At 52.0% G+C, this 15,661-nt stretch carries 15 protein-coding genes and 1 pseudogene; 6 read left to right on the forward strand and 10 right to left on the reverse strand.

The features are described from left to right. Nucleotides 1-555 precede the first annotated feature (555 nt). The 3 genes and pseudogenes from Q7J88_RS10270 to Q7J88_RS15420 all read left to right on the forward strand — a co-directional run bounded on the left by Q7J88_RS10270 (nt 556) and on the right by Q7J88_RS15420 (nt 4,105). Entirely contained in the window at nt 556-1,266 is a 711-nt protein-coding gene (locus tag Q7J88_RS10270; RefSeq protein WP_303722098.1) for a response regulator transcription factor, read from the forward strand. Next, complete coding sequence (locus Q7J88_RS10275) at nt 1,266-2,648, forward strand: ATP-binding protein (RefSeq protein WP_303722099.1); 1,383 nt, start codon at nt 1,266-1,268, stop codon at nt 2,646-2,648. The genes Q7J88_RS10270 and Q7J88_RS10275 overlap by 1 nt, the downstream gene beginning before the upstream one ends. 357 nt (nt 2,649-3,005) lie before the next feature. Continuing rightward, nucleotides 3,006-4,105 (forward strand): annotated as a pseudogene (locus Q7J88_RS15420) (chemotaxis protein CheB). 21 nt (nt 4,106-4,126) lie between these two features. On the opposite strand, the gene cls reads toward Q7J88_RS15420, so the two are convergent. Next, on the reverse strand, nt 4,127-5,545 hold the full coding sequence (gene cls, locus Q7J88_RS10295) for a cardiolipin synthase (protein ID WP_303722102.1): 1,419 nt from the start codon (nt 5,543-5,545) through the stop codon (nt 4,127-4,129). 117 nt (nt 5,546-5,662) lie between these two features. Continuing rightward, the gene (locus tag Q7J88_RS10300) at nt 5,663-5,995 is read right to left on the reverse strand and encodes a hypothetical protein (protein WP_303722103.1); all 333 of its coding nucleotides are present in this window, start codon (nt 5,993-5,995) and stop codon (nt 5,663-5,665) included. A 167-nt stretch (nt 5,996-6,162) separates the two neighbouring features. Here Q7J88_RS10300 and Q7J88_RS10305 point away from each other — a divergent pair, with 167 nt between their 5' ends. Then, the gene (locus tag Q7J88_RS10305) at nt 6,163-6,615 is read left to right on the forward strand and encodes a hypothetical protein (protein ID WP_303722104.1); all 453 of its coding nucleotides are present in this window, start codon (nt 6,163-6,165) and stop codon (nt 6,613-6,615) included. 95 nt (nt 6,616-6,710) lie between these two features. Here the strand turns inward: Q7J88_RS10305 and Q7J88_RS10310 are convergent, their stop codons facing one another. The 5 genes from Q7J88_RS10310 to ilvA form a co-directional block, all read right to left on the reverse strand. Then, the gene (locus Q7J88_RS10310; protein WP_303722105.1) at nt 6,711-7,103 is read right to left on the reverse strand and encodes a PEGA domain-containing protein; all 393 of its coding nucleotides are present in this window, start codon (nt 7,101-7,103) and stop codon (nt 6,711-6,713) included. A gap of 271 nt (nt 7,104-7,374) precedes the next feature. Then, a complete protein-coding gene (uvrA, locus tag Q7J88_RS10315; RefSeq protein WP_303722106.1) occupies nt 7,375-10,203 on the reverse strand; it encodes an excinuclease ABC subunit UvrA in 2,829 nt (942 codons plus the stop codon). 22 nt (nt 10,204-10,225) lie between these two features. After that, a complete protein-coding gene (pdxA, locus tag Q7J88_RS10320; RefSeq protein WP_303722107.1) occupies nt 10,226-11,218 on the reverse strand; it encodes a 4-hydroxythreonine-4-phosphate dehydrogenase PdxA in 993 nt (330 codons plus the stop codon). A gap of 110 nt (nt 11,219-11,328) precedes the next feature. Next, nucleotides 11,329-11,697, reverse strand: coding sequence for a DUF4019 domain-containing protein (locus Q7J88_RS10325; protein WP_303722108.1), 369 nt, complete (start codon nt 11,695-11,697; stop codon nt 11,329-11,331). Nucleotides 11,698-11,788: 91 nt separating this feature from the next. Then, nucleotides 11,789-13,000 (reverse strand): threonine ammonia-lyase, encoded by a 1,212-nt coding sequence (gene ilvA, locus Q7J88_RS10330; protein ID WP_303722109.1) that lies wholly within the window; start codon nt 12,998-13,000, stop codon nt 11,789-11,791. Nucleotides 13,001-13,170: 170 nt separating this feature from the next. Between ilvA and Q7J88_RS10335 the strand changes: the two genes are divergently transcribed. Then, on the forward strand, nt 13,171-13,425 hold the full coding sequence (locus Q7J88_RS10335; protein ID WP_303722110.1) for a hypothetical protein: 255 nt from the start codon (nt 13,171-13,173) through the stop codon (nt 13,423-13,425). A gap of 158 nt (nt 13,426-13,583) precedes the next feature. Further along, a complete protein-coding gene (locus Q7J88_RS10340; RefSeq protein ID WP_303722111.1) occupies nt 13,584-14,096 on the forward strand; it encodes a Pycsar system effector family protein in 513 nt (170 codons plus the stop codon). 79 nt (nt 14,097-14,175) lie between these two features. Here Q7J88_RS10340 and Q7J88_RS10345 read toward each other — a convergent pair whose 3' ends face one another. From Q7J88_RS10345 to Q7J88_RS10355, 3 genes are all read right to left on the reverse strand, one after another. Then, nucleotides 14,176-14,376: a hypothetical protein gene (locus Q7J88_RS10345; protein ID WP_303722112.1), complete on the reverse strand. Its 201-nt coding sequence runs from the start codon at nt 14,374-14,376 to the stop codon at nt 14,176-14,178. A 341-nt stretch (nt 14,377-14,717) separates the two neighbouring features. Further along, nucleotides 14,718-14,939 carry a hypothetical protein gene (locus Q7J88_RS10350; protein WP_303722113.1) on the reverse strand — a complete coding sequence of 74 codons (222 nt, stop codon included), beginning with the start codon at nt 14,937-14,939 and terminating at the stop codon, nt 14,718-14,720. Nucleotides 14,940-15,128: 189 nt separating this feature from the next. Next, entirely contained in the window at nt 15,129-15,341 is a 213-nt protein-coding gene (locus Q7J88_RS10355; protein WP_303722114.1) for a hypothetical protein, read from the reverse strand. Nucleotides 15,342-15,661: the final 320 nt, after the last annotated feature.

A 15,661-nucleotide genomic window follows, 5' to 3' on the forward strand; every position in this document is an offset into this window, starting at 1 on the left:
AACGCCCTACGAATGCAGGGTGTTGCGTGTTTAAAAGCCTTTGTCGATATTGATTTTCAGTTTGTCGCCTACCAGTCTTCCCAAAATCCCTCTGCAGAAAGCTTTTCATTCGTTGGTGACCAGCCGATGTACAATTTTTCAAGGGGGAGCCGCTGATCACCAGGCGATTTTCATCAACTTTTTCATCTTTTTTCGTTTCGCAGATTTTCAGCATTTTTTAGATCTTCTAAATCTCTTTTTTCTAAAAAACATTGTGGTGTTAACCTTCAGGATAAAATTGGCTTCCCCCTACTCTTCCCTAAAAAGCAATGCGGAGATATCGATTGACAATTTTTTTACAAAACGAATTTTATTCCTTGCGCCAGTCGCGGGATTTAAGTCAACACTTGGCCCATGTTTGTTTCAAACACTGCTATTTTACTATTTAGTCGGTTTTCGTCTTAACGATGGTTGTGTTTTGTAAAGTTAGGTAAATCATTACCCCCACAATCTTTAAAATTCTTTACAACCTCTGTGCAGGCTTTTCGCTATGATGAAATGGACAGGAGAACAGCAATGAATCGAATTTTAGTGATTGATGACGATACCGAGCTTTGTGAACTGCTGAGCGACTACCTGGGCAACGAGGGGTTTGAGGTGCGGAGTGTCAACCACGGGGAGGAAGGTGCGCAGCAGGTATTGGCGGAGGATTACTCGTTGGTGGTTCTTGACGTGATGCTGCCTGGAATGAACGGTTTTGATGTACTGCGCAAGATCCGTGAATCCAGTAAAGTGCCGGTGATCATGTTGACTGCACGCGGTGATGATATAGATCGGATCGTTGGTTTGGAGCTGGGTGCTGACGATTACCTGCCAAAACCATTTAATCCCCGTGAACTGATCGCGCGGATCCGTGCCGTACAGCGGCGGATGGAGAGCAGCGAAACGGGTAGCGGCAAACTTTCCAACAATGCTGAATTGCAGGTTGGCGATCTGGTCCTTTGTCCGGCAAATCGCAGTCTTAAACGGAACGGTGAAAATATCGAGCTGACTTCTGTCGAATTCACGCTGCTCGAAGTGCTGTTGCGCCAGGCCGGTATCGTGATCAGTCGCGAAGAGCTGGTGGAAAAAGCCCTTGGGCGGCGTCTTTCTGCCTATGATCGCAGTATTGATGTCCATGTCAGTGCGCTACGCAGGAAACTGGGTAAACAGTGCGGCAGCGAAGAACGGATTAAGACCATCCGCGGTATCGGTTACCTCTACACCCGTTCGGAAAATGATTTCTGATGCGCAGCCTGTTCGTCAAATTTTTCTTCAGCTTCCTGCTGATAAACATCCTCTTTGTGGCTATAGCTCTTACTCTGACGTTTTTGCGAGACCAGGAATTTCCGCCGGAGGCTCACCAGCAGTTTGCCCGCCAGATGATCAAAGATTACGGGTTTGAAGCGATCAGTAAATATGAAGCGGGAGGCTCTCAAGAGCTTTATGGCTATACGCAGCAGCTCTACAAAAACAGGCGGGTCCGCCTCTCGCTGTACGATGCAGAAGGGCGTTTGTTGACGGAACAGCTTAACCATATGCCCCGACGTATGCAGATGATGGCGCGGCGGGCGCTGCAGGAAAGGCAGATCGTATTTCCGATGAGGGGTGAACGGAACTGGGTCGCCGGATCTCTGACCACTTCAAAGGGCAGGACCTACGCTGTCGCGATCGGCTTGCCGGAAAAACCACGCCCAGAGCAGCTGCTTAAAGGGTTGACGCGCGGTTTTTTAGGGTGGCGGTTGTTGATGCTGCTGGCGATTTCGGCGCTGGTCTGCCTTTGGTTAGCCCGCTCTTTCTCCGCGCCGATTAGCCGTCTGCGCAAGGCGACCCGTCAGTTTGCTGCCGGTGAACTTTCGATTCGGGTTGGAGAACAGGTAAGAGGAAAGCATGAGATAGGTGGTCTGGCACGTGATTTTGACGACATGGCCGAACGGATCGAAGGCCTGATTGCTGGCCAGCAGCAACTGTTTCGCGATATCTCCCACGAATTACGCTCTCCTCTGGCCCGGCTTGGGGTCGCTCTGGAACTGGCGCGCCAGGAGGGTGCCCCTGAGGCTAAGCAGAGAGCATTGCAACGGATCGAGCTGGAAGCGGAGCGGATGAACGAGATGATCGGGCAGCTGCTCAGCCTTACCCGTCTGGAGAGTGGTGCTCGCAAACTCGATCGGCATGCATTTGATCTGACGGAGATGCTCGCCGATCTGGTCCATGATGCTGACTTTGAAGCCAGGAACAGGGGCTGTCGAGTGACGTTCAGTGGGGATGGACCACTCCTCTATTTCGGCTCACAAGAGTTGCTGGCGCGGGCGGTTGAAAATGTAATCCGCAATGCTGTGAAGTACACCGCAGAGGACTCCGTCGTGGCAGTGGAATTGCTGCCCTCGGCGCAATCGATCCGGCTGCGGATCGTTGACCAAGGGCCTGGCGTGCCGGAAGAATCGCTGGCAAAATTGTTTGAGCCTTTTTACCGGGTGGCATATGCACGGGAGCGACAAAGTGGCGGAACCGGCATCGGATTGGCTATTGCTGACCGTTCTGTCAGGTTGCATGGTGGTTCGATCAAGGCGGAAAATCATCCGCACGGTGGGCTGATTGTCGAGATAGTCTTGCCTAGAATGGAAAATTGATATATTTTGTTTATAGAATTTAATATTGCAGGAGCCGTTATGGATTTTCTTCCGCTGATTGGCATCGTGGCGGTTTGGTATATCGTCAACAAATGGATTTTGCCCCGGATGGGAATCGATACGTGACTTTCCGGCAGGTGTGAACTTCCGCGTGACGGAAGTAAAAAGGATCAAGCGGCCGATAACGCTGAAAATAATCCGAAATAGCATGCTACGCGTCTTCCGCTGAGGGAGCTCCTTTTTTATGGTGCTTTTCTATTCCGTTCTGCATACATCCTTAGGAATAGCAAATATTTAATCCAAAAGTTGACAGCAGATCGAAAAGAAGCAGCTGGTCGACAAGTTGAGAGAGTTGGGATTGATCAACTAGGGGCAAGGGGATTTTATGGGGAAAATATCTGGGTTTTGATTGTCGATGACTCGGCAATTGTACTCCGAACATTTCAGGAGATTCTTGATTCCGATCCGGGAATCGAAGTTATGGGCGTTGCCAGCGAGCCATTTGCCGTCACCAAGATGAATGCTGAGATTCCCGATGTGATCACGTCGGACTTGGGAATGCCGCGGATGGAGGGCTTCACGTTTCTGCAGAAGATCATGAGTCATCCCAATCTCTGCGTTGATGTACTCCAGCTTGACCGGAAAAGGTATCGAAACTGAGCTCAAAGTCATGGTGGGGACGTCGATATCATCACCAAGTTGATTTCGGCAGTAGACAATTTCTGGAAGAATCGAAAATCCGCATTTGTGATGTCGTCAAGGCCGCTGAACAAGCACGCCTGCGCCCCACCGTTCCTACTCCCTAGCTGACCGCCGATGCGGTCCTCTCGAAAGGGTCGAGCAAAAGTCAGGCGATGATCCAGACGACGGAACTGATTGTCGTTGTTGGCGCATCTATCGATGGAACCGAAGCCTTGAGTATTTTTCTGGAAGCGTTTCCAGCCGATTCCTCCGGCATCGTCATCGTTCAGCATATACCGGAACATTTTACCGCCACCTTCGCTCAAAGGTTGAACGAGCTCTGTAAGATTAGTGTCATGGAAGCGACCAACAACGATACTGTTATCCGCAGATGGGCACTAATTGCACATGGCATCAAGAAGATCCTGCTCAAACATAATGGTGCCCGTTACTACATGGAGGTCAAGGACGCTCCGCTGGTCTCTCACCGCCGCCCATAGGTCGATGTACTCTTCCGTAGCGGCCCAGTATGCTGGAAAGAACTGCGTTGGTGTGATCATGACCGAGATGGGGGATGATGGCGCCAAAGGAATGCTCGAGAGGAAGGACGTCGGTGCTTACAAATATTGCCCAGGATGGTGGTTTATGGAATGCCGAAGGAGGCAAACTAGCTTGGAGGAGTCGATAAGGTCCTGCCGTTGAACAAAATCATTCCTGAGGTGCTCCGTTGCAGCGGAACAGTAGCGTTTGAGAAGGATTCCGGCGGAACCACCTAGCCGGGTTCTTTATCGCTTTTGCTACAGATAGGGAGTAAAAAGTTTGCAGAAAGAATCGCGCAGCCGTAATGGAAGCGAGCGTTGATCGATTTCTGCAAGGCTGACTTGCCTAGATCTCGCGCGACTTTGATCAAAATGATCGCCCAACTCGGTGATCGTTTCAGTATCGAAAATTTCGACATTGAACTCAAAATTCAATCGTAGGCTGCGCGGATCGAGGTTGGCGGAACCGACCAAGGCATATTCGTCGTCGATCAGCAACAGTTTACTGTGTACAAACGGCGGTGGTTGGTAGTAGATGTTGACATTGTGCTCCAGCAGTTCGAACAGGAAGGCGTTGGTTGCCCAGGACATGTAAGGCAGATTGTTTTGTTCCGGCAGCAGGATGTCGACTTTGACTCCGCGTAAAGCTGCTGCGCTGATTGCTGCAAGCTGTGCCCGGGTCGGAATAAAATAGGGAGTCATGATGCGGATGTACGAGGTGGCGCAGGTCAGCGCTCCGATCAGGATCCAGTTCAGTTTTTCATGCTGCTCGTTCGGGCCGGCACTGATGCCGCGGCAGCAGGCGTTACCGGAAACTTGGGGGATTGGCCAATTGCGCGGCTTGCGTTTTTCGTCGGTGGCGAAATGCCAGTCTTCAAGAAAAGCATCGCGCAGCTGGTTGCTGATCGGCCCTTCAAGGCGGAAGTGTAGATCAATGGCTCGGCGCGGATTATTCTTGATCTCTGCCAGATGTTTGTCGCAGATATTCATTCCGCCAGTGAAGCTGATGTCATTATCGACAACCAGCAACTTGCGGTGATTGCGCATATTGAGATAAAGGCTGCGTGCCAGACTCGGCGGCATGAAGATGGCGAACGGGATTTTTTCCCGTTTCAGCAGATGACGCACCTTGGCCAAGGCGTAATATTGGCCGAAGGCATCGATCAGTACCCGCACGTCAACTCCGCGTTTGGTCGCGGCCGCAAGTTCCTTTACGAATAATTCGCCGGTACAATCCGCCTTGAAAATATAGCTGCAGAGTAAAACCATTTCCTTTGCGTTACGGATCGCTTCAAGCATGGCCGGGTAGGCTTGCTCACCATTGTAGAGAACCTTGACGCTATTTCCGCAAATCAGCGGTCGGCGGGTGACAGCATCGGAGAGTTGGATCAGCGCGTGGCTTGTCGGGGTGTCGGGAAACCTCCGCAGGTCTCTGCTGCTTGGAGACGCATCGACGTTGAGCCAGTGCATCCCCTGCCCTTGCTCCTGCAATTCACGGGCTCGGGTACGGATGCGATTGACCCCGAACATCCAGTAAAAGAGGGCGCCGAATCCGGGTAAGGCGATACAGGCCACAATCCAGCCGAGTGCGGCCCGCGGGTCGCGTTTGGTTAACAATGCATGGCCGGCCGAGAAGAACGCTAGGAGCCAGATGAATACCAGTAGCAGGGTGAGCATGAAGCCCCCGAACGAAAAATGAAGATCTTAACGTTTTCAAGAGGTTAGCAAAGCATCGGTCACTTGTCCAGCAAGTGACCGATGGCGAGGAGATTTTTTATTCGGCGGTGTTAAAGATCAGCGTAGCGAGGTGCCACAGCGGGCACAGGTGAGAACCGTGTTGGTGGAAATTTTATCGCCGCAGGTCGGGCAGTTGAACCAGTGCCGACAGAAGCGGCACTGTTGCTCCGAAAGCCCTTGTTTCTTCTTGCATTTCGGACAGCGGCGGTACATCTTGCGGTTTTTCAGATAGTCTTCGAAAAATAGTCCGCAACGCGGACATTCGTTGGTGCCTGGTTTATGAATGGTGGCTTCGCAGCCCGGAATCGGGCATTTAAAAACGGTTTTACACTTGCTGCACCAGTATTCGCCTTTGAGTGGTTCGCCACAGTTGGAACATTTTTTTGCCATTGTTCAACCCCGTCCTCTTTCTGATGATCGACACGTTGCAGTCGGAGTTTTCTATTGTAATCGACCGGACCCGGATTGCCAAGCAGAGTCTGGTCTTGAGTCGGAGGACGTTTGTTGTTATGATCCTTTAGTTGTTTTTAATATTCTCGATTTGCAGGAGCCAGTGAATGACGAGCGATTTTCGGGTTGAAAAAAAACAGCAGCCAGTAGTTTTATTCATGGCGGATGGTTCGATTTTTGAGGCCACGGTTTTTCTCGCCACCTATGCCATGCATCATAGTGGTGAACAGACGGTTTTCGATCTGTTGCAGGAAGAGGACCTCTTCCTGCCGGCAAAAACCGCTGATGGCCAATTCCACCTGATTTGCAAAGGGATGATCTGCCATGCCCGTTGCCAGGTCGAGCCTGACCCTGGATTGGAATACACTGACTGCCAGGTGAAGATTTTTTTCCTAGGGGGAGAAGTTCTGCAGGGCACCATCAAGATGGATATGCTCGCTAACTCGGCGCGCTTAAGCGACTATATTAACGATGGGACAGAGTTTTTCCCGCTTTTTGCCGGGGAACATGCCCATTTGGTGAATCGCAGCCTGGTGCGTAACGTGGTGCTGATCGATTGACTTCCTCGTCAGGAGGCAGGAATAGTGAAGACCAGTCCCGAGGGGGCTGGCCTTCTTTTTTGTCGGCAAATCATGGCAGTTACAGCGAAGAATTGTTAGTCTTCGATTTCAAGCTTCGCTGTCATCTGCGGGTTGTCGCGCTTCATGACGAACAGATAACTTTCCTTCAACTTTTTGGTAAAGAGAGTGCCAATCCACAACGGACTCCAGACCACCCCCGCCATAAGCCAGCGCTTCATGGCGCCGGAATCAGTTTTGTCAGCCTTAATGGTCAGGTCGACAGGTTCATACCCCTGTTGGGTGATCGACACCTGATGCTGACTGCCAGTACTCAGAGCATAATCGTAACGGACCGGAGTTGGTCCGATCTTTTTTCCATCAATAGTTACGATCGCTCCAGGCGGTTCGGATTGAATCATTGCCTGATGGGGGGCACAGGCACAAAGAAACGCGCAAAAAACGATTAGGGTTATCAGTTTACATATCATTTAGGGGCTCCTTCGCGGAAACAGATTTGCCGGCAGTGTCTAGGAACCTGCAAAGCGTGTGCCGTTTCATCGAGTTTGTTAATTGATTTGGCCCTGGTGCCCGAAGGGGTGAAGCAAGTTTGGTTATATCAGGAAGATAAGAAGATTGCATTAACTTCTGTCTTGCTTTTCGGCAGGTGCGGTGAAAATCTTTAGGAGCCTTGTTAGCGACAGATTTTGGCAACCTGTGCAGATTTTGCGTCAGCAAAATGCCACACCTGACGGAGGCTCGTCACCCCACCTTGTAATCTTTCACCAGATAATCACGTAGGAACTGGCCGGTATAGGAACGGGGTTCTTGTGCCACCTCTTCCGGTGTCCCGGCGGCAATCACCTGGCCGCCGCGACTGCCACCTTCCGGACCTAGATCGATAAGATAATCGGCGGTTTTGATCACGTCTAGATTGTGCTCAATGACTACGACGGTGTTGCCGGTTTCGACCAGTCGGTTGAGCACCTCAAGCAGCTTGTGGATGTCTGCGAAGTGCAAGCCGGTGGTCGGCTCGTCAAGGATGTAGATGGTTTTTCCGGTTGCCCGCTTGCCCAGCTCGCGTGCTAACTTGACCCGCTGAGCTTCACCGCCGGAGAGGGTGGTGGCGCTCTGCCCTAGCTTGATATAGCCGAGGCCGACGTCACGGATCGTCTGCAACTTGCTGCTGATCTTCGGGATGTTCTCGAGGAACTTGCTTGCCTGGTTGACAGTCATGTTAAGCACTTCGGCGATGCTTTTGCCCTTGTACTTCACCTCGAGGGTTTCGCGGTTGTATCGTGCCCCATTGCAGACCTCGCACTGCACGTAGACATCGGGTAGAAAGTGCATTTCAATCTTAATGATACCGTCGCCACTGCAGGCTTCGCAGCGACCCCCTTTGACGTTGAAGGAGAAGCGCCCCGGCTTGTAACCGCGGATCTTCGCCTCCGGCAGTTGGGCAAACAGTTCGCGGATGTCGGTGAACACCCCGGTGTAGGTGGCCGGGTTGGAACGCGGAGTGCGGCCGATCGGCGACTGGTCGATGTCGATGACTTTGTCCAGCTGCTCCAGACCAACAATTTTCTTTACCGGACCGGCCTTTTCGCGGTTGCGGTGCAGCTTCTGGGCGAGCGCCTTGTAGAGGGTTTCGATTACCAATGACGACTTACCGGAGCCGGAGACTCCGGTGAAGCAAGTCAACACGCCGAGGGGGATTCTGACGTCAACGCACTGCAGATTATTGGCGCGAGCGCCAAACAGTTCGAGCCAGCGCCCGCTGGTGCGTCTTTCGCTCGGCACCAAGATTTGTCGTTTGCCGGAGAGGTACTGGCCTGTCAGCGAGTCTTCGACCGCCATCACTTGCTCCGGTGTGCCTTGCGCGACGACCTCGCCGCCATGCACGCCAGCGGCAGGGCCCATGTCGATGACATGGTCGGCGGCAGCGATGGTTTCCTCGTCGTGCTCTACCACGAGCACTGTATTGCCGAGGTCGCGCAGCCTCTTCAACGTGGTCAGCAGTCTTTGATTGTCCCGTTGGTGCAGACCGATCGAGGGTTCGTCGAGGATGTAGAGCACGCCCATCAGTGAGGAGCCGATCTGGGTGGCAAGCCGGATCCGCTGTCCTTCTCCGCCGCTGAGAGTGCCGGCGCTGCGGTCGAGGGTCAGATAATCGAGGCCGACGTGCGACAAGAACGAAAGCCGCTCACGGATCTCCTTGAGAATCCGTCGGGCGATTTCGGCCTGCTTGCCAGGGAGTTCCAGTTCGGCGAAGAACTTTTCCGCCTCGGCGATCGACATGGCACAGGTTTGCTGGATGTTTTTTTCTGCCACCGTTACATGCAGTGACTCCGGCCTCAACCGCGCGCCTTCACAGGTGGGGCAGGGGATCACGCTCATAAAGCGTTCCAAGTTTTCGCGTACCCCGTCCGAATCGGTTTCCCGGTAGCGCCGCTCCAGGTTGGTGATTACTCCTTCGAAGGGTTTTTCGTAGAAATGGCGCCTCTCTCCCTGATCGTAGAAAAAGCGCACATCTTCATCGCCGGAGCCATAAAGAATGATCTGCTGTAATCGTTTCGACAGCTTGTTGAACGGGGTGCGGATGTCGAACTGATAATGTATCGCCAGGGCTTCGAGTAATGCCTGGTAATAGTAACCGGTACGCGTATCCCAGGGGACGATGGCCCCGTCGCGTAAGGAAAAGTCGGGGTTCGGTACCACCTGTTCCGGGTCAAAATAGTTGCGGGTGCCTAGGCCACTGCAGTCCTGGCATGCGCCGTGCGGATTGTTGAAGGAGAACATGCGCGGCTCGATGTCGGGATAGGAGAGCCCGCATTCGATGCAGGCGTGTTTGGCCGAGAAAATCTGACTCTTTCCGTCCGGTACTTCTACCCGCACTAGCCCGTCGGCCAAACGCAGTGCGGTTTCGATCGAGTCGGCTAGGCGTGATTCGATCCCTTCCTTGATTACTAGTCGATCGACAACCACTTCGAGGGTATGTTTCTTCTGCTTGTCGAGCTCGATCTTTTCTCCTAGTTCACGCATTTCGCCGTCGATGCGGATGCGTACAAAACCGTCCGCCTGCAGCTCGGTCATCTCCTTGCGGTACTCGCCCTTGCGCTCACGGACGATCGGCGCCATCACCAGCAACTTACTCCGTTCAGGCAGCTGCATAACCCGGTCGACCATCTGTTCGACGGTCTGTGAGCTGATTTTTTCGCCGCAACGGTGACAGAGGATCTCGCCGACTCGGGCGTAGAGCAGACGCAGGTAATCGTAGATTTCGGTGACTGTGCCGACGGTGGAGCGGGGGTTCTTCGAGGTGGTCTTCTGCTCGATGGAGATCGCCGGAGACAGGCCATCGATCTGGTCGACATCCGGCTTCTCCATCTGTTCGAGAAACTGGCGGGCGTAAGCCGACAGACTCTCGACATAGCGGCGCTGTCCCTCGGCGTAAATGGTGTCAAACGCGAGGGTCGATTTACCCGAGCCAGAAACACCGGTGATGACCACCAACTGGTCACGCGGGATGTCGATATCGATATTCTTCAGGTTGTGCTCACGTGCACCACGGATTTTTATTTTGTCGATCATCGGTCTTTTCTGTTCTTGAGAATTATCTGTCCATCATCTGTTCTGCCATGTCGATCGCGGCAACCAGACTTGCAATGCTCGCTTTACCAGTTCCAGCCAAGTTGTAGGCGGTACCGTGATCGACGCTGGTACGCACGATCGGCAGGCCTAGGGTTACATTGACACCATCTTCGAAATGCAACAGCTTCAGGGGAATCAGCCCCTGGTCGTGATACATGCAGATCACCACGTCATGGCTGCCTTTGGCCGCGAAGTGAAACAGGGTGTCGGCGCTGTGCGGCCCGTCGGCAGCTATCCCTTCTGCTTGTGCTTGTTTGATCGCCGGGATGATCAGTCGCGCTTCCTCGTCGCCGAACAGGCCGTTCTCTCCCGCATGCGGATTGAGGGAGAGGACCGCCAATTTTGGTTGATCGATCCCGAACTTCTGGCGGAAGCTCCGCTCGGTGATGCGGATCGTCTCCAGAATTTCGGTGGTGGAGAGGGTTTGTGGCACATCCCGATAGGCAAGATGAGTTGTGACCAGACAGACCTTCAGTTTCTGTCCTGCGAGCATCATCACCACTTTCTCCACTCCGCAACGTTTCGCGAGCATCTCGGTGTGGCCTGGAAAACGAACTCCGGCGGCGTTGATCGCAGTCTTATTGATCGGGCAGGTCACCATCCCGGCGGCCGAACCATCAAGGCAACGGCTTATGCAATATTCGATGTAATCGGCCATCGCCCTCCCGCAGGCATGGTCCGGGTTACCGTATTTCAGCTGGCCGGCATCCAGCTGCGTGAGGTTGACCAGATCGATAGTCTGTCCCCCACAGGTTAATTCGTAGCTATCCCTCTGTTGCATGGTCGCTTCCAGATTGCAGGAAAAAATTGCGGCAGCTCGTTGCAACACCCCTAGGTCGCCGACCAGCTGCAGTGGATGCCGACGGTTGGCGAAGGCTCGTTCCAGCAGGGCCTTGATAAGCAATTCTGGACCGATCCCAGTTGGATCGCCCATGGTGATTAATAGTGGTTTCACATCTACCCTTTTCTGATTTGTAAAGGAGTAAGTTTAACCGAATTGGTTGCCTTAAAACAATAGTCGCTGTACAGATGCTGAGGTGGTGCGGGAAAATGCACCAAGGGAGGTTAATTCAGTTCGAGGAGATAGCCGATCACCCGCCAGCGGCCATCAAAGTCTTTGTACATCGTCACCTGCTCGCTGACCTCGGCACGGGTTTCGAAATCGGTTTTGAAGCGGACTTGCAGGTAGAGGCCATCGAGGGCTTTTTCAAAAGAGCTGGTGAAGCGATAGCCGGCCAGCTGACGATCAATGGTGCCGCCGAAGCGTTGGCGCTGATCGCGATAGATGAGTTGCCAAGGTTTCGGCGGCAATTGCCTTTGGAAATAGCGAGTTGTCGCGGCCCAGGCTTTGAGGGGTTGTTGCTGGTCGAGAAGGGTAACAAACTGCATCGCCTTTTCGATGATCGGCTTCTGCGTCGAATCGGGAATAATCACCGCTCCCAGTGTTGGGGTGACCAACCAATGCTGGCTGTCAGCAACAAACTGAGCAGTCAGGCAAAAGAGATTACTTTCTTCAGTGCCACGTTCAACGCATCACTTCCGGGCGGTAGCCTTCTTCCTCCAGCATCAGCAGGATTTCCTGAATGTGTCCGGGACCGCGGGTTTCCAGTTCGAGAATCACTTCCGCTTCTCCGAGTGGCAGCGACGATTTATGCCGGTCGTGGCTGACCTGGAAGATGTTGGCGCCGAGCTGGCTGAGAATCTTGGTCAGCTGCGCCAGGGCACCCGGCATGTCGATCATCTCCAAGCGCAGCTTCAGGTAGCGTCCCTCCGCCAGCATTCCACGTTCGACCACGCGCGACATAGTCTGGACATCCAAGTTGCCGCCCGACAGCAGGCAGACAGTTGTGCCTTTGTGGATGGCTTTGTGACCGAACAGCATTGCTGCGAGGCCGACCGCGCCGGCACCTTCTACCACCAGCTTGCCTCGCTCCATCAGGCTGACGATCGCCATGGCGATCGCCTCTTCTTCCACTGCTATGATTTCATCAATATATCGTTCCATGATTGGGAAGGTCAGTTCGCCAACCTGTTTTACGGCGATCCCGTCCGCCAGCGAATGACAACGGGTCGGAACCTTTATCGGGTGGCCTTTGCGGCGGGCCAGCTGTGCACTGGCCACGCTGGCCGCTTCGACACCGATGACTCGAACGCTCGGCTTTGTCTCGCAAACAGCCGTGGCAACGCCGGCGATCAGACCACCACCGCCGATCGGAACGATCAGGGTTTCGAGCTCCGGCAGGTCTTCCAGCAGCTCCAGCCCGAGGCTGCCCTGTCCGGCGATGATCAATTCATGGTCGAAGGCTGGTACGTAGAGCAGTTTAGTTTCTTCGGCTATCTGCTTGGCATAGTCGACCGCTTCATCAAAATTTGCCCCTTTGATTTCGACATCCGCTCCGTAATCGAGGGTTGCCAGTTCTTTGGCCAACGGAGTCCCTTCCGGCATAACCACCTTGCAGGGGCAGTCGTGCAGCCGGGCAGCATAGGCGAGACCTTGGGCATGGTTCCCCGCTGACGCGGTGATCACTCCGGTGGCCAGCTGCTGAGTTGGCTGCTGAGACAGGAAGTGATAGGCGCCGCGGATTTTAAATGATCCAGTGTGCTGAAGATTTTCGCATTTGAAATAAAGGGGGACGCCGAGGCTGTTCGAATAATAGAGAGAGTGGATCAATTCGGTTCTGCGAATCCGGTCCTGTAGATTTGTCGCGGCAAATTTGATTTGTTCCAGTGTTGGCATAACTTACCTCCGACATTCAAACTCAACAGTGAATAAAAGAGTAACATATAGTTTATTTTCCGCTTTCATCGAAGGTCAAAACAATAGCAATCGCTTCCTTGTCAGCCGTTTTATTCGTGATAAAGTTTTTCTGTAAGGGGCAACGGCAACAGGAAAGGAGGGATACCTATATGAAAGGTATCGCATGGGGTTTAACTCTAGCACTCGCCGTTTTATTGACCGCTTGCGCCACCTCCCCCGATAGGAGAATGCAGGCTCTGCATGATAAATTTGATGCCCACTGTCGCCAGCATGCTCTTGAGTTTGAAGCTGAGGTGGACGAAGGGGAACGCTATCAAGAATGCATGTCTTATTTTTATAATTCTGAACTGCATTGTCCCGATTGCGTTATTACTGATAAGCACCTTTCTGGCGATAAAAAATAGTAACTCATCTACGCCTTGCCCCTTTTGTTTTATGGCCAGGATCTCCGGTGATCGGAGAATGTCCAGGCCGCTTTTGGTTGGAAGTTTTTTTGTGTTAGAGTGTGCAACTTTTGGCCAAGGTTCCCATTTTGGGAAAGCCGCTTTAAGGACAAATTCTCATGCCGACACCTTCAACTGAAGAACCGCTGATTCCCCGCTTACTGGCCAGTAATGCGCTTCGCGCCAACCTGACCAAGCACATGACCCTAAATAAAATGGCTGATTCAAAGGCTTCGATGATCCTGACCGCCGCCTCTCTGGTGATCACGATCACCTTGACCCAGTACGGCAAATTGCCCATATTAACATCACTATTGCTGGTTGGAGCCAGCTTGCTGGCGGTGATTTTTTCCATTGTCGCGATCATCCCACCACTGCATGTCAGCGATCATACCAATTTGTTTTATTTCCGTTCGTTTGCCGAACTTTCAGAAGAGGAGTATAAGCAGCGCTTCAAAGAAACCATCATTGATCGGGAAAAGCTCTACGATGCCTATCTGCATGAAATCTATTATCTGGGGACTCATCGGTTGACGCGCAAATACGAGCTGATCAGAAACGGACTCTGGGCATTGCTGGGAGGTCTTCTGGCGGCAACCTTGTCGGTAATTTACTATCGTCTACCACTGTAGGCTGAGATTAAAACTGATCTATTGGAGACTAAGCGCCGGCCGAGGGATCTCCCGAACGGCTTTTTTGGGGGGTGTTTGTTTAGAAAGAGCAGTCCCAGCTTTTGATTGCCGCCAGATAGTTGTCCATGCCGTGGTCTTCGACCCCATCCAACCCTTTTTTCCCTATATCACTGACAATCCCATAGACAAAATCGAGGAATCGCAACCAGTAGCCGGAGTCGTTATAAATTTGTTTCTCTTCGGAGATGTAGAGGTAGGTACCGACATAGCTGTAGCCCATCAACCTCGAAGGGACAGGGGTAACAATGTCATTGTTGTTCTAAAAACGGAAAAATTTGTTCTTGGCCTCAACATTGAAAATTCGTGCTGTGGTCAATGACATGGTACGCGGCTGGCCGAAGTAAAAGGAAGGTCGTCATGGATCAGTTTGGCAGTCGCGACAGTTGCCATGACTCCGCCCCGACTGTGTACGGTTAAAAACAACGGCCGACGTCTAATGCTGCGTAGCTGCAAATATTTTTCAAACAGTGGCTGCCAGACATCGTTCGGGGTATTCAATAACCGCGATGAAATTCGCCGAGCAGAACTTTCTCAGAAAAGACATTGATGTTAGCGAGCCAGTCAGAAATAGATTTTATGTTCAATCAGCGCCGCCTGAGCACTGTTGCGGATCGTGCCGAATACAGAAGCAAATTCTGCATCCTCTGTTTGCAGGTCGGTCAAGATGGCTGTTTCGTCGGGGGTGTTATCCGATTTTTTCAGGTAGACCGCTTTTGCGATTCGCGCCATCCAGTAGGCCGTGGCACTGTTGATACTGGTTTGATAGGAATTGATCGTTGACATTGGCACCTCCATTTCCCGGGCGAAATATTTATGGAGGGACAATACGGATGGGCAATGTTTTCTTAATGAAAAAGCCTACTGTAGATTAGTTCCAAGTCAATAGAGTGAGCAAATGAAAGTGGGGCTGTGTAAAAAAAAAGCCTGCCGGTTACCTCCGGCAGGCTTTTTTTTTAACTATTGGGGCTGAATCTACATTGACCAGCAGTAATCATCTCCTTCTACTGCTTCAGTGGTGGCTGAAAGGAAGGAGCTGGCATTCGGGTCTTCAATTACTTCTGAGAGCCCGTGGTTGACAGACCAGCTGGTACCACAGACGCTACATTCGTAGACGCCTTCTGAAAACTGGTCGGAATGCAGATTGATCAGGTGAGGTTCGTGGTTGATACATACAGGACACTTCATGATGCTTCTCCTATGATAGATGTGTTTTAAATCCACAACTATTGGTTATTGATGCTTTGAAGTATACTCCTGTTAAAAAGGGTTACAAGCGTTTTTTTGTAAAAAAGCGTGATAAAACAGCATGTTAGCGAACGTTTCTGTTTTGCTGAGCAAATCAATGGTTTATATTTGATTCTCAGTTTATTAAGCAAAAATAAGGAAGGAGTGTAACTTTCTGGAATTAATGATTTAATCGGTTCTATTCAGTAGATTGTCAGTTTGTAAACGCTATGACTGAAAAAGTTGAAAAAGGGGAAAAGTTGAAGTTTTTTTTTAAATAT

Source organism: Malonomonas rubra, assembly GCF_003247215.1.
In the GTDB taxonomy this organism is placed as follows: Bacteria; Desulfobacterota; Desulfuromonadia; order Desulfuromonadales; family Geopsychrobacteraceae; genus Malonomonas; species Malonomonas rubra_A.

Bases quoted from the DNA above. Each gene is read 5' to 3' on its own strand.
- Q7J88_RS10270 (WP_303722098.1), top strand. From the start codon at position 556: ATGAATCGAATTTTAGTGATTGATGACGATACCGAGCTTTGTGAACTG.
- Q7J88_RS10275 (WP_303722099.1), top strand. From the start codon at position 1,266: ATGCGCAGCCTGTTCGTCAAATTTTTCTTCAGCTTCCTGCTGATAAAC.
- cls (WP_303722102.1), bottom strand. From the start codon at position 5,545: ATGCTCACCCTGCTACTGGTATTCATCTGGCTCCTAGCGTTCTTCTCG.
- Q7J88_RS10300 (WP_303722103.1), bottom strand. From the start codon at position 5,995: ATGGCAAAAAAATGTTCCAACTGTGGCGAACCACTCAAAGGCGAATAC.
- Q7J88_RS10305 (WP_303722104.1), top strand. From the start codon at position 6,163: ATGACGAGCGATTTTCGGGTTGAAAAAAAACAGCAGCCAGTAGTTTTA.
- Q7J88_RS10310 (WP_303722105.1), bottom strand. From the start codon at position 7,103: ATGATATGTAAACTGATAACCCTAATCGTTTTTTGCGCGTTTCTTTGT.
- uvrA (WP_303722106.1), bottom strand. From the start codon at position 10,203: ATGATCGACAAAATAAAAATCCGTGGTGCACGTGAGCACAACCTGAAG.
- ilvA (WP_303722109.1), bottom strand. From the start codon at position 13,000: ATGCCAACACTGGAACAAATCAAATTTGCCGCGACAAATCTACAGGAC.
- Q7J88_RS10335 (WP_303722110.1), top strand. From the start codon at position 13,171: ATGAAAGGTATCGCATGGGGTTTAACTCTAGCACTCGCCGTTTTATTG.
- Q7J88_RS10340 (WP_303722111.1), top strand. From the start codon at position 13,584: ATGCCGACACCTTCAACTGAAGAACCGCTGATTCCCCGCTTACTGGCC.
- Q7J88_RS10345 (WP_303722112.1), bottom strand. From the start codon at position 14,376: ATGGGCTACAGCTATGTCGGTACCTACCTCTACATCTCCGAAGAGAAA.
- Q7J88_RS10350 (WP_303722113.1), bottom strand. From the start codon at position 14,939: ATGTCAACGATCAATTCCTATCAAACCAGTATCAACAGTGCCACGGCC.
- Q7J88_RS10355 (WP_303722114.1), bottom strand. From the start codon at position 15,341: ATGAAGTGTCCTGTATGTATCAACCACGAACCTCACCTGATCAATCTG.